Genomic DNA, 14,080 nt, shown 5'->3' with positions numbered 1-14,080 from the left:
TTCCATCGCAACCTATTACCCGTCCCCATTTTAGCCCCGTCTCTACTATCGCCACTGTGACCCCATCGCCAGCCAACCGTCCGACGTCGACCGCACGCGATTCGCTGTCCGCTGGCGATTTGGATTTGCAGCGAACGTCCTGTAACGTCGCGGTTCTAGGGGCGACCGGCAGCATTGGGACCGCGACGCTGGACGTCCTGAAACACTTGCAAGCCACCGATTCGCAGTGCGATTGGCGGCTGTGGGCGGCGTCCGGGCACACCAATGTGGACAAATTAGCGCGGGAGCTGGTCGCGATGGGCTCTCCGGACACGCGTCTGGTGATGTCGGAGCCGGAAGCGGCCGCGTGCTGGCAGTCGGCGCACGCGGAACGCGATTCGGAGCCCAAACACCAAGTCCTGACCGGCCCAGACGCACTGGTCAAGGTCGCGTCGGAACCGGCCGTTGATACTGTGGTGGCAGCAATTGTCGGCCGGGCGGGTTTGGAAAGCACGCTGGCGGCCATCGAGCACGGCAAACGAGTGGCTTTGGCGAACAAAGAGACGCTGGTCGTGGCCGGTTCGCTGGTCGCTGAGTCGCTCAATGAAGGCCGCAAGAGTGCCAGCGGGGCGGAGATTCTGCCGGTGGACAGTGAGCATTCGGCAATTTTCCAGTGCATCGCCTCCCACCCGTCCGCAGTAAAAAAACTGATTTTGACCGCCAGCGGTGGTCCGTTTCGCGAAGCCACCGTGCAGCAGATGCGTGACGCGACCCCGGAATCCGCGCTCGCTCACCCCACATGGGACATGGGCCGCAAGATTTCGATTGACTCCGCCACAATGATGAACAAGGCCTTGGAGATCATCGAGGCGCGTTGGCTGTTCGATTTGCCGGCCGAAGCGATCGAGGTCGTGGTTCATCCTCAATCGATCATTCACTCGATGGTTGAATTCACGGACGGATCGGTGATCGCACAGCTTAGCCCCCCCGACATGAGAATGCCTATTCAGCTAGCGTTGACCCACCCCCGCAGATTGCCCGGAATCGCGCCGTCACTGGACCGGGCTCAGCGTTGGGACCTACAGTTGATGCCGGCGGACTTGGAGCGATTTCCTGCGTTGAGGCTAGGATTCGAAGTCGCGCGAGTGGGCGGGACCGCGGGTGCGGTGGTCAATGCGGCCAACGAATGTGCGGTCGCCCTGTTTTTAGACGGCCAAATCCGCTTTACTGACATCGCCCAGGTGTGCCAAACCGTCCTGAACCATCATAATTTTGAGTCCACACCGACACTGAGCCGGCTGTTGGAACTGGACCGTTGGGCTCGCGACGAAGCCCAGCGTTGCTGTGCGGCATCCACCTGATTGCCCCAAACCCTGACACATTACCCCGATTCCCCACTCATGACTGATTCTTTCGGATTGTTGTTGGCCGCCGCCGAACCAGATGGCATTGCCTATGTGATTTGGTCGCAAGTCCTATTGTGGACTCGCGTGGCGTTGGGGATCGGATTCGTGATCTTTGTCCACGAACTGGGACACTTCCTGGCTGCGAAGACCTTTGGCGTGAAATGCGAGAAGTTTTACGTCGGGTTTGACGTGCCGATCAAAATCGGTCCGATCAAGTTTCCGCGGACGCTCGGCAAGTTCACTTATGGTGAAACCGAATACGGCATCGGCATCATCCCATTGGGAGGCTATGTCAAGATGCTTGGTCAGGACGACGATCCGCGCAAAGCGGAGGAGGAAGCCGAGCGAATTCGACTTTCGGGCGGTTCGGAAGAAGACGACGAACCGGTGGAGTTGGACCCGCGCAGCTATCCGGCCAAAAAAGTTTGGCAGCGGATGATCATCATCAGCGCCGGCGTGGTCATGAACGTGATCACCGGGATCATGTTTGCCGCGATCGCGTTTGGCACCGGCGTTCCCTATACACCATCGGTGATCGGCGGGGTTTCACCCGGCGGACCGGCTTGGCAAGCAGGCGTGCAGCCGGGCGGGCAAGTCGTCGCCGTGGACGGACTCAACGACAACGAAATGCATTTTCGTGAAATGCGATCGGCCATCCTGCATGGGAGTTTGGAGCATCCGGATTCACCGATCGATGTCACGGTGAAATACGACGACGGCGATCACGAGTTTCAACTCGATACGACGGCGCACCCGGCGGGCAACGGCATGCGGATGATCGGGATCACCAGTGCAACGTCCACGACGTTGTCCGAAGAAACCGTTGCGACACCCAACAGCATCGCCGCCACGGTGTTGACGGACAGCGATGCGGGCGCTTCCATCGTGGGCTTTGATGGCAACAAGATCAACGAGGAGGCACTGGTCCCCGGGTCCAAGTTGTTCGATTACATGTACACCCATCCGGACAAGACGATCACATTGGAACTGCGGCGTGCGGATGGTTCGCAGCACACGGTCGAGATGCCGCCGCAGCCGAGCACGTGGTCGGGGATCCGTTTTGCCGCCGGCCCTGTGATGGCATTGATAAAAGATGGTCCGGCAGAGAAAGCCGGCATGCAAGTTGGCGATGTGATCACAAGCGTCGATGGCGAAACCGACATCGATGCGGAATCATTGTTGTTGCGTTTAGCGACCGAGCAACCGGTAAAGCTTTCGCTCAAACGCGGCGAAGAGACGGTGGACGTGACGATCCAGCCGTCGGACATGATGCAAACTCTTTCGCCGACGTCGGGAGCCGCCGGTCAAGCTGCGGTGAACGCGTATGGTTTTGCATTCGATATTTTGCCTGAAGTCGCTGCGTTTGATTCGTCGCGTTTGGCAGACGATGTCGAAAACAACCAGCCGCTCAGCCCCGGAGACAAGATCCAAGAAGTCCGCTTGCTGTGGACCGACGAAGACATCCCCAGCAATTTGCAAGACGACATCTACGCAGGGCTGCTGCAACAGTTGCGTGAAGGTTGGGAGTTTTCTGCTGAGAACAACGTTGCCAATTTTTCGGATGCGTTGCAATTCCTGCCGGCCGATGCGCGGTTTCGTGTGTTTGCTAAATCGGCAAAGGACGGAACGATCGTCGAATCGGTCGTCAAATTGGGCGTTGATGAACGTTTTCGATTCGAGCGTGGAATCGGATTCACCGGGTTCGAACGCGTTCAAACTGCATCATCGATGGGTCAAGCCATCGGGTTGGGATTTCGGGAAGCCAAGCGACGGATGGGCGACGTGTTCCGATTTTTGCGACTGGCAGTCCGCGGTCAGGTCAGCCGTAAACAAGTCGGTGGCCCGATCATGATTTTCAAGGTCGCTGGGATGGAAGCCAAACGCGGCTTGTCGGCACAGTTGATGTTCTTGACCATGTTGAGCATGAACCTTGCCGTGCTGAACTTCTTGCCCGTCCCGGCGCTCGACGGCGGACACATGGTTTTCCTGACCGCCGAATTGATCCGGGGCAAACGGGTCAACGAAGAACTGGAGATGCGTTTGACGTTGGCCGGCGTGTTGCTGATCCTCGCTCTGATGGCCTTCGTGATTTTCAACGACATTGCAGGCTAATTTTTCGCTGTTTGAGATTGGTGGTGTTCGTTTTCGACTTGGAAAGTCGAACGACAATCGTCGCTCGACTTTCCAAGTCGATAGCGTGCCCCGCCAAACGTCTTGTCATTCCCAATCGTTGACTTGCGCAGACAGGCCCTCACCCTCGCATTCGCCTGAGGCTCACGTGGATTCGTTCTTTGGGAGAGCGACGTCTGCCCACGGCTAGCGCCTGAGGCTCACGTGAATTCGTTCTTGGGGAGAGCGACGTCTGCCCACGGCTAGCGCCTGAGGCTCACGTGGATTCGTTCTTTGGGAGAGGTGGCGGTGACGCGACTCGATCGACAATTGTGTCGGCGATCGCCAGTGATGCGGTCGCGCCGGGCGATGGCGCGTTCAACACATGAGTCGCTCGGTCGGCGGACTGGATCAAGAACTCGTCCACCAGTTTGCCATCGGACGAGATGGCTTGGGCGCGCACTCCGGCGCGTCCCTTGACCAAGTCCTCGCTTTTCAACGTTGGGATCAGACGTTGCAGTGCCCTGACAAACGCGGCCTTGCTGATCGAGCGATGCATTTCGCCCAAGCCTGCTCGCCAGTGCCGTGCCGCCAAGCGTCGAAATCCGATCCAGAAAACGGTCTCACCTAAATCACGCAAGTTGATTTTGCTCCAACCGTAACCACCGCGTGACAATGCCAGCACGGCATTGGGGCCGCATTCGACGCAACCGTCGATCATGCGGGTGAAGTGAACGCCCAGAAAAGGAAACGAGGGATCGGGGACGGGGTAGATCAAGTTTCGACACAGCGAACGACGTTCGGGGATCAAGTCGTAGTATTCACCACGAAACGGCACGATGCGAACCGAGGGTACGGTCCCACTCAATTGACAAATGCGATCACTGTACAGACCCGCGCAGTTGACGATCTGATCGCACTCCAGCGTGTCCCCCGATCGACTCGTGAGTTTGACATCGTGTTGACCAATCTGGATCTGCTCGACGGAAAACTGCGTGTGGACTTCGCCACCCGCATCGCGGATCAACTGGGACAATTTTTCGGCGACCGACCGGTAGTTCACGATGCCGGTTTCAGGAACATGCAACGCGGCGACCCCCGCGACACTGGGTTCCAATTCTCGCAAGCGATCCGAATCGATCCGTTCGAACTGAACACCGTTTTGGACCGCGCGTTGGGCGATATCGTCTAGCGCCGCCAATTCAGATTGGCTGGTTGCCACAACGACTTTGCCACATCGTTCCCATGCGATAGCGTGTTCCTCACAGAACGACTCCATTTGACGTTTCCCCGTCCGACACGTTCTCGCTTTGACGCTGCCGGGTTGGTAGTAGATGCCCGAATGCAAGACGCCGGAATTGTGTCCGGTTTGATGAGTTCCCACGCGGGATTCGGATTCGAGCACGCAGACGCGGGCGTCCGAGTAGCGTTGTTGCAGTTTCCAAGCCGTCGCCAATCCAACGATTCCGCCGCCGATGACCGAAAAATCCGTGGTTGGCATGAATGACAAGTTGCAAAAAGTGAAGCGGGCGGGTGTGTCTCAGCGGACTCTGGTCATGTTAAGATACTCTTTCGACAAGTCTTTTCTTATCCCCTCTGGCGAGCATCAACGACATGGCTGAAGATTCAGAAATCAGTCTCGTCGACTCGCCTGACGCCGCAAGTTCTGCGCCAGATTTAACGCCCAAACGATTGCGTCGCTGGTTTCGGTATCGATTGACACGGCTCGGGTTTCACTTTCTGTTCGTCGCACTGTTCGCGATGGTCGGGGGCGCGATCCGCGGATTCAACTTGTTGTTGGTGTTGGCCGGGTTGTTGGTCGGCGTGATGCTGATCCAGTGGCGCAGCAGTCGGCGTGTCATCCATTGCGGTGACGTGACGCGGCGGACTCCCCTGGAGATCTTTGCGGACCGCCGTTTCACACTGCGATACTTGGTCCAGAATCGCAGCCGTTTCTTACCGATGTGGATGGTTAAAGTCGAAGACGAGATGGAGGATCTGTCTTGGCCATCGGAGGACTCCATCGCGCGTTTGGCCAGCGCAGTCGGTTTCATCGCACCCCAATCGACCACGATCGCGACTTGTCGCTGTTTGATCACGCGAAGAGGTCGATATCGTTTCGGCACTCCGGTCATCTCGACGACATTTCCGTTTTCGCTATTGGAAGCCCGACAGACAGTGGAGCGTCCACTGGAGGTGATGGTTTATCCGGCGTTGTTGACATTGCGTGTGAATTGGCAGCGTCAATTGCCTCGTGCGCAGCGTGGTCAGAACGTTGACACGTCGCGTTCCAGCGGCGGCGACGGCACCTTCTTTGGCATTCGCGAATGGCAAAACGGCGACAGCCCGCGTTGGATTCATTGGCGGACGACGGCACGACTGGGCGAGCCCGCGGTGCGGCAGTTCGAACAGAACGTGCGTCGCCGGATCTGTCTGCTGGTGGATGCGATGTCGGACGATCCGATGGCGACAGGAGCGAGCGCGGTGGAAAACGCGATTTCACTCGCGGCGACGATGGTTTGTGAAATGGTCGGCCGCGGCAACACGGTTTGCTGTGGCGTCAGTGGCGCATCGCCAAGATTGGTGGCCAGCCAACACGGCGTGGCAAGTCGCACTGAGATTTTGCAGATGCTTGCTGACACCACGGTTGTTGATCGCCATCAAGCAAATGACGCGTTGCAAGCGGCGGTTGAAATGGTCGCTCGCCGGCTGGGAAACCGTTTTGATTTGGTCGTCTTGAGTCCTCGCTCGATCAACAACGTCTTAGCCACCGACGACGCGAGTCAACAGGACGAGCGGAAAAGTGACGGAACGTATCGCAATTCACTACGTTCATTGTTGGGCGACTGGAAACGCAGGCACAAGCTGGCTTGGGTCGATGTGACGAGTGACACATGGAACCAGATGGTGGTGTCGCCAGATGCCGAACCAGTTTCGAATCGCTCAGGTCCCAGTCGCTCAGGTCCCAGTCGCTCAGGTCCCAGTCGCTCAGACGCAGATCGAACCTCACCGGGTGTTGTCAATGGTTTTGGAGCGACGCAATGAACTCCGCAACACGGAACCCCGTAACACGCAGTTCGCAACGCCATTCGGACTTCGAATCCTTGGTGACGTCGCCTGCGACCGTCGAAAGCGATAGTCGCAACATCGACACGGCCGACATCAAGCTGAAGATGCAATTTGCGTTGTTGTCCATGGCAGGCGGAATGGTTTTGTCCTCCGGGCAGGGCACGGAGAGCATCGCAGTGATCGCGATTCTCTCTGCAATTGTCGGATTTGTGTTCGTCGATTGGTTACGAATCGCGTCCTTGCCGCCGATCGGTGCTTATGTTGCGATGGGCGGCGCGGCGGCATACTGCGTCAAGGATTTTTGGTCGGATCCCGATCGCAGTGAGCAGCAGATGATCTCTGTTGCCCTGTTGTTGGTGTTGGTACAAGCGGTTTTGATGTTGCAAGTCAAATCGCGGCGGATCTATGAGCAATTGGGAGTGTTCTGTTTGCTGGAACTGGTTGTCGCTGCGATCTTTAATGATGCGATCAACTATGGTCTTTGGTTGTTGCCCACCGCATTGGTGGGTGGTTGTGCATTGAGTCTATTGGGGATCACATCGACACTGGATGATGTTGCGGTGTCCCCGAAAGCCGCATCGTCGGGCTTGTCGGATCCGAGAGAGCGTCCGCGATCGTTGGTCATGTCTTGGCTGCTGTTGCCATTGGTGGCGTCCAAGGACGGTCCGGCAACGATCCAAAGCTGGTCGCCAACTGCAGCAGGTTCCCTGTTGCAATCGTCTACACGTTGGCCATGGTACGCGTTGATGACGTTGACGCCCGCGGTGCTTGTGATCAGCACGGTGTTCTTCTATGTCTTGCCGCGAAAGATGGACGCGAATCGGGCTCCGGGCACCGGTAAGACGTTGATCGGGTTTGACGATCAGATCCGCTTGGAGCAATTGGGGCACATGATGCAGAACGCGGACACGGCGTTGCGAATCGTGTTGACCGATCGTGATACCGGCACGTCGTATCGATTGAAAAACGGTATGTACCTGAGAGGTCGTACGTTGGAGAAATATTCGGTCGATTTGAGTCAGGCCATATCGACATGGAACTCGTTGCCGACGGGGCCCATCAGCGGCGCCCAAGATTTGCCGCCGGAGTACTTTCCGATTCGTAGAGGGGAGCGCGGGGCATACGATTCGGTCCAAGTCGAGATCACGTGCGAACCGATGAACAGCGCGTCGCTGTTTGCCATTGCCCCCTATCACAATGATGGCGGTCAACGCATCGTCACTCACGCGGTTGATCGTTGGACGTTGACCAGACGCGACATCGTGCGGCCGTTTCCACGGATCAAGTATCGATTCGGAACGAACGCATTTTTTCGTGGCGAGCAGTCGGATTGGATTGTCAGCGCAAGCCCGGCGGAACGAATCATGGCCAGCGACGTGTTTTCGATTTCGCAATCTTTTCGTGATCGGTTTCGAGGAGATCGTGAGCCCACCTACGCGGATCAACTGTTATCGATCAACCGGCAACAGATGCCGACCGTTGTCGAACTGGCACAGACGTTGATGCAGCAATTGCCCGCTGCGCAACGCAACTCCTATTCGGTGGCCAAAGCGTTTCAGTTGCACCTTGCCACCGATCCACGCTACACCTACACGGTCAATCTGAATGCGGCCAAGGCGGAGGGGGTCGATCCGATCGAGCAATTTGTCGCCAAGGATCGCCGCGGGCACTGTCAGTACTTTGCCTCGGCCCTGGCGATGATGTTGCGCAGCGTCGGGATTCCTTCGCGAGTGATCGTCGGCTATCGCACGGACGAGTACAGCGACTTGGGGCAGTATTACATTGCTCGACAGCAGCACGCGCATGCTTGGGTGGAGGCATTGATCGATCGTGAGCAGATGCCAGGTGGAATCACGGTCGCCGGACAACCGGACCGTGGCCAGTATTGGCTTCGCCTGGACCCAACGCCAGGTCAGGGCGGCATGCAAGGCAGCGGGACCGGGCAAGTCGACACGGTCATCGACTTGGCCAAGAACATCTGGGAAGAATACGTCGTGGACATGAACGCGGAACGCCAGAACCAAGCGATCGGAAATCGCGAGGCTGACGACGCAGACGGTACAAGGCTCGCGTGGGTCAGCTCCTTGCGTCAGAAACTGGCCGCCTTCAACACCGGAGATTTTGACGGTGAAACGGTATCACTCAAGAAACTTTTTTCGCCGCCGGTAGCCGCCTTGGTCATTACCGTCTCAGCCCTTGCTCTGTTGTTGGCTCATTTTCCTGTGTTTCGAATTCGGATGTTCCGCCTGTTGAGACGTTCCGCGAGCGGCGAACAAGCAGACACGCCATCCACCGCGCCGCAATTGAGTTTTTACCGTGACGCCCTGGAGGTGCTTTCGCAAATCGGGATCGTCCGGGGCAAGCACGAGACCCCCAGTGAGTTGCTGCGCCGCGTTGCCCAACAAGGACAATCCGAATCGCTGTCCCAACCCCTCTCGATTTTGACAGGGGCATTTGTTCAGCAGCGATATGGTGGCAGGTCGGAGAGACCAGACGCTCGGGGTGGTTCTGAGGAGATTCAGCAAATCGAGGGGGCGTTGGACAGGCTACGTGCCGCCGTCCAGCAACGGCGGCACGCTGACTTGACCTGTGGTGTATAACAGAGGCTGTTGATTCAACAGGGAATCGGGACAAGGAAAGCAAAACTTGATCGTTACCATTGATGGCCCCGCCGGCGCTGGCAAGAGCAGCATTGCGCACCAAGTCGCTGCACGTTTGGGGTTTGAATTCCTGGACACCGGAGCGATGTACCGCGCCGCAACGCTTTCCGTCATGCGTGCTCAATTGGATGTCGGAGATCCGGATGGATTGGCCCAACATGTTCGCGAGTTGGAAATCCGCTGGGAAAACCATCGCGTCTTTCTGGGCAACGAAGACGTCTCGGAGGCCATACGGTCTACGGAGGTGACGCGGTCGATCCGGCATCTCGCCGACGTGCCGGCCGTTCGCCAACAACTGTCTCATTTGCAACGTCAGATTGCCGCCGGGCGGGACATCGTGACCGAAGGCCGGGACCAGGGCGCAGAGGTCTTTCCGGATGCCCATTGCAAAGTGTTTTTGACAGCATCGCCGGAGGAGCGGGCGCGACGACGACAGCGACAGATGGCGGATTCTGGAAAATACGTTTCCTTTGAAGACGTCCTGGCGGCACAAAACCAGCGGGACCTGGAAGACCGCATGAGAGACGTCGGCCGTTTGCGTGCCGCGAAAGACGCGGTCATCGTCCAGAGTGATGGGATGTCGGCCGATGAAGTCCTGGAGGCCATCCTGCAGATCGTTCGCAAATGCCAGAAAAACTTCAACGGAGAAAACTTGCCCCGTGAACCGGACGCCGCAATGATAAACCTGCCAAGATAGACACACACGCTGCGATCGCGGAATCGTCCCACCCATTCCGGCCCGCATGTTGTACGCCCGCATGTTGTACGCCCGCCTGTTGTAAGCCCGCCTGTTACAAGGACCACTTGAGTGAGCGATGAACCATTTGAGTCTGACGAAGCGGGATTTTCGAACGAGTTGGATGGCCCATCGGGGGTCGCCGAGGGCGCATCCGCCGTCGAAAGACACGCATCCGCCGTCGAAAGCAGCGCATCCGCTATCGAAAGAGACGAGCCACCGCCGCCGACCCTGGAGCAACTGTTCTCCAAGTTGATTCACCAGCACTCCAGGCCGCTGATTGAATCGGTCTCTCACCGTGCTTCGCAAATCGCAACCAGTCCAAGTGAATTGTTGCCGTGGTTGCACTCGGATGATTTTGCCTGCCGAATCGCGGCGATCAAAGCTCTTGGGCACCAACCCCATCCGCTGGACCCATCAATAGTTGATCTGTTGATCGGGTTCGCCAGGAACGATGAAAATGTGTCGATCGTTTGCGCCGCCATCGAAGCGCTCGGACGGCAACAGATCACTCAAGCCGCGGACGTGATCACGGAGTGCATGAACGACGGAAACGAACATTTTGTACCTCCGGCCGCGCTGGCGTTATCCCGCATCGGCGATCCCAACATCAGTGAACGCCTGCGTTACTTGTTGGCCTACGGAAACAATCGCATGGTTCGTTCGGCCGCGCAAGGCCTGTCGTTGTTGGCTGCCAACGAGGCGTTGCCGGATTTGATCGAAGCGTTGCAGCAGTCGCCGGCGATCGATCCGGTTCACCCCCGCACCAAGTGGACTTCGGCGACACGCAAGATCATCGAAGCGATCGGGGAGCTGAAGGGCTATGAAGCGATCGACTTGCTCAAAGCGATCGCGAGTGACCACGTCGGCTTGCGGTCGCCCGCCTTGTTGGCCTTGCACCAACTCGGCGAAGACATCACCCAGTTGCTCGTGGACGCCTATCAAATCAAACCCACTCGCAACCTGCACCGCGTCGCCGTCAAGACCGGCAAGTTGCATCACGTCGACGATTTGCCCGATGCCGATGCGTTCAAGCGTCAGTTGGAGGTCTCCGCAGCAGAGGCGGACCCGCGACTGATGGCTAACCGCGAGATGTTGCAGACCACCCCCGAGTTGATTCGGGTCGATGAAATCGTTTCGGCAGAGATCGAGTACGTGGACCCTGGATTCGTCATCCTGCGTTACCAAGGGCTCTCGATGCTGTTGCCCAGCTACGAGATCGCGTGGGGCCGAGTCGGCGATGCTTGCGATCTGTTGACGCCGGGAACCCCGATCAATGTAAAAGTCTTATCGGTCGATTGCGAGACGGGCAAAGTGTTCGTCAGTATCCGTCGCATGCAGCCGGATCCGTGGGTCACGATGGCACGACGTATCCCTGTCGGCACCCGATTGCACGGTGAAATCACGGGCGTGACGAACTATGGCGTCTTCGTCGAAGTCATGCCCAACATCCAAGGGCTCGTGCACCGATCACAGTTTCCCGATCATCGCATCGATCTCGCGGAAATCGGTCCCCGCAAACCGCTGTCGGTGATCGTGGCCGCGATGGATGAACGAGGACGCCGGATCACGTTGCACTTGCCGTCATGATCATGCCACTGGCGTCCCACGCTCGTGATACCACCGTGCGACCGTCCAACGCTACCCAATGCGTGTCCCCCAGTCGCCAGCCACATTCACGCAAGTCGGTCGACAGTTCACGCCACGAAAACCGATGCATGAACATGTCGCTCAATCCGCGGTACGCATAAACGGCGTCGCCGAACTCATCACCTGAGTTTCTGATGCTGTTCCACCAGGAACGCAACAGTCGACGGCAGCCCGTTGGCTCCCGGAACGCGGCCCAGCGACGGTGAACATGCACGATCAACGTGCCGCCGGAGCGAACGATCCGCGCCGCGTGACGCAAGGTTTCTCGGCGATTTTGGCGACCGTGGATCATGCCCAAGGTGCTGAAAAGACAGACCGCGTGATCGGCGATGTCGTCTCGCAATCCACCCAGTTGAACCAAATTTGCCTCCAGAGCGTGAACCGATCCCGCTGCGTCCGTTTTCATCGCCTGCCGCTTGGCCAACATTGTCTGCAACATCGGCCTGCTCAGGTCGACTCCGATGACGTCATAACCGTTTTCAGCGAGCGGCCAAGCGATTCGTCCGGTGCCACAGCCCAGATCCACGACGATCGGTCGGTCGGCAGCATGATTTTTCTGTGCTGTTTTCTCCCCCGAATCCACGGCTTTTTCCACCGTCAACGGCAGCGGATTCAGGGGTGGCAGGTACCGCGAGACGATGTCGGCATCCAGCTTGCATAGCGGAGTATCCGCCACAAAATCATCGTAGTGGTCCGCGATCGACCGCTGATGAGTGTACCGCCAAATGCCGCCGGTCACTCCGGCGGGACGTCGCCACAACGGGGGCGGATCAGATGAGGTCAATTTTGGCTCCGGGAAGAGGACACTGAGTGATTGCGGGGGCTGGTTGAAAATCAGATTGCGTTTCTATAATCCGCACGCGGTGGCGGCTACGAGGCTCAGGGCCTGTTGCACGCTGAACCTTTCCCATCCCATTTGCGGGCATTCGCCCCCATCCCGCCAGGAGTCAACACTACCGTGGCTATTCGAGTTGCAATCAACGGTTTCGGTCGCATCGGACGACTGACCTTTCGAAATCTGATGGAACGTCGTGACGAGTTCGACGTCGTTGCCGTCAACGATTTGACCGACAACAAAACATTGGCGACGCTGCTGAAGTACGACAGCATTCACGGTCGTTACCCAGGCACCGTCGAGTATGACGACGAGTCTCTGACCGTCAACGGCGAGCGAATCTTGGCTTTGGCCGAGCGCAATCCTGCCAACTTGCCTTGGGGCGAACACAACGTCGACATCGTGATCGAGTCGACCGGTATCTTCACCGGACGTGCCGCTGATGGCAAAGCCGGTTACGACTCGCACTTGGAAGCCGGCTGCAAGAAAGTCGTCTTGAGCGCACCTGCCAAAGACGGCGCCGACCTGACTTGCGTTCTGGGTGTCAACGACGATCAGCTCACCCCCGATCTGAAGTGCATCAGCAACGCCAGCTGCACCACCAACTGCTTGGCACCCGTCGCCAAGGTGTTGCACGAAAAGTTCGGTATCGAGTCGGGACTGATGACGACCGTTCATGCTTACACGAACGATCAAAACGTCCAAGACCAACCGCACAAGGACTTGTATCGTGCTCGTGGTGCTGCCCAAAACATCATCCCGACCAGCACAGGTGCTGCGAAGGCTGTCGGATTGGTCATCCCTGCCCTGCAAGGCAAGCTGACCGGTATCGCAATGCGAGTTCCCGTGCCGACCGGCAGCGTGGTCGACTTGACGGTCAACTTGAGCAAAGAAGTCACTGCGGAAGAAATCAACGCAGCGATTAAAGAAGCTGCTGAAGGTGATTTGAAGGGCATCCTGTTCTTCGCCACCGACCCGATCGTCAGCAGCGACATCGTTCACGATCCTCACAGCAGCATCTTTGCCGCCGACTTCACCCAAGTCCTGGGCGGAAAAGGCAAGATGGCAAAGGTCGTGAGCTGGTACGACAACGAGTGGGGCTATAGCTGCCGCACTGCAGACTTGGTCGCCAAAATCGGCGCGATGCTGTAAACCCAACGGTTCAGCGATTTCATTGAACATGAAAAGCCCGGTGGCAACACCGGGCTTTTTTTGTGCCCAATCGGCATTGTTGACTGACATCCGACGACCTTCCGACGACCTACAGCCCGGATTATTCACGCGACTCAATACGGTCATCGCAACACGTTTGCATGAAACGGCTTGTGCGGATTGGCACGTAAACAGTCTGCGCACATCAGCCGCCACGCGATAGCGTCCGGTTCTCACGCCTATACTCGGGAACCGGACGCTATCGCGTGCCGGCTAATGAATAACCCGGGCTAGCCGTGGGCCTGAGGCGGATTGTGGTGCCGGCCCACGGCTAGCGCCTGAGGCTCACTTTGATTGCGATGCATGCTGGCCCACGGCTAGCGCCTGAGGCTCACTTTGATTGCGATGCATGCTGGCCCACGGCTAGTGGCCTGTTGATTTAATCGAAATTGGGAACGCAAGGGTGAGCCGTGGGCCGTAAGGC

The 14,080-nt window shown here is 57.8% G+C and carries 9 protein-coding genes; 7 read left to right on the top strand and 2 right to left on the bottom strand.

Features of this window, described 5'->3' with window-relative positions:
- The first annotated feature begins 125 nt into the window (after positions 1-125).
- Together dxr and Pla52nx_RS10360 are read left to right on the top strand one after the other, a co-directional pair.
- A complete protein-coding gene (gene dxr, locus Pla52nx_RS10365; protein ID WP_408022648.1) occupies positions 126-1,340 on the top strand; it encodes a 1-deoxy-D-xylulose-5-phosphate reductoisomerase in 1,215 nt (404 codons plus the stop codon).
- Between the two features lie 39 nt (positions 1,341-1,379).
- Positions 1,380-3,497 carry a site-2 protease family protein gene (locus Pla52nx_RS10360; RefSeq protein ID WP_146521617.1) on the top strand — a complete coding sequence of 706 codons (2,118 nt, stop codon included), beginning with the start codon at positions 1,380-1,382 and terminating at the stop codon, positions 3,495-3,497.
- Positions 3,498-3,771: 274 nt separating this feature from the next.
- Here the strand turns inward: Pla52nx_RS10360 and lhgO are convergent, their stop codons facing one another.
- Positions 3,772-4,995 (bottom strand): L-2-hydroxyglutarate oxidase, encoded by a 1,224-nt coding sequence (lhgO, locus tag Pla52nx_RS10355; RefSeq protein WP_146521616.1) that lies wholly within the window; start codon positions 4,993-4,995, stop codon positions 3,772-3,774.
- A 113-nt stretch (positions 4,996-5,108) separates the two neighbouring features.
- Here lhgO and Pla52nx_RS10350 point away from each other — a divergent pair, with 113 nt between their 5' ends.
- From Pla52nx_RS10350 to Pla52nx_RS10335, 4 genes are all read left to right on the top strand, one after another.
- Complete coding sequence (locus tag Pla52nx_RS10350; protein WP_146521615.1) at positions 5,109-6,539, top strand: DUF58 domain-containing protein; 1,431 nt, start codon at positions 5,109-5,111, stop codon at positions 6,537-6,539.
- On the top strand, positions 6,536-9,163 hold the full coding sequence (locus Pla52nx_RS10345; RefSeq protein ID WP_197454823.1) for a transglutaminase TgpA family protein: 2,628 nt from the start codon (positions 6,536-6,538) through the stop codon (positions 9,161-9,163). Before Pla52nx_RS10350 ends, Pla52nx_RS10345 begins: the two co-directional genes overlap by 4 nt.
- A 46-nt stretch (positions 9,164-9,209) precedes the next feature.
- Complete coding sequence (gene cmk, locus Pla52nx_RS10340) at positions 9,210-9,920, top strand: (d)CMP kinase (protein ID WP_146521613.1); 711 nt, start codon at positions 9,210-9,212, stop codon at positions 9,918-9,920.
- 111 nt (positions 9,921-10,031) lie between these two features.
- On the top strand, positions 10,032-11,549 hold the full coding sequence (locus tag Pla52nx_RS10335; protein ID WP_146521612.1) for a HEAT repeat domain-containing protein: 1,518 nt from the start codon (positions 10,032-10,034) through the stop codon (positions 11,547-11,549).
- On the opposite strand, the gene Pla52nx_RS10330 is transcribed toward Pla52nx_RS10335, so the two are convergent.
- Positions 11,527-12,393, bottom strand: coding sequence for a class I SAM-dependent methyltransferase (locus tag Pla52nx_RS10330; RefSeq protein ID WP_197454822.1), 867 nt, complete (start codon positions 12,391-12,393; stop codon positions 11,527-11,529). The genes Pla52nx_RS10335 and Pla52nx_RS10330 overlap by 23 nt on opposite strands.
- Positions 12,394-12,567: 174 nt before the next feature.
- On the opposite strand from Pla52nx_RS10330, the gene gap reads away from it, so the two are divergent.
- On the top strand, positions 12,568-13,596 hold the full coding sequence (gene gap, locus Pla52nx_RS10325; RefSeq protein WP_146521610.1) for a type I glyceraldehyde-3-phosphate dehydrogenase: 1,029 nt from the start codon (positions 12,568-12,570) through the stop codon (positions 13,594-13,596).
- The last annotated feature ends 484 nt before the right edge of the window (positions 13,597-14,080 follow it).

Origin of the sequence: Stieleria varia (assembly GCF_038443385.1) — a bacterium.
Taxonomy (GTDB): Bacteria; Planctomycetota; Planctomycetia; order Pirellulales; family Pirellulaceae; genus Stieleria; species Stieleria varia.
This window is presented reverse-complemented; position numbering and strand designations above follow the sequence as displayed.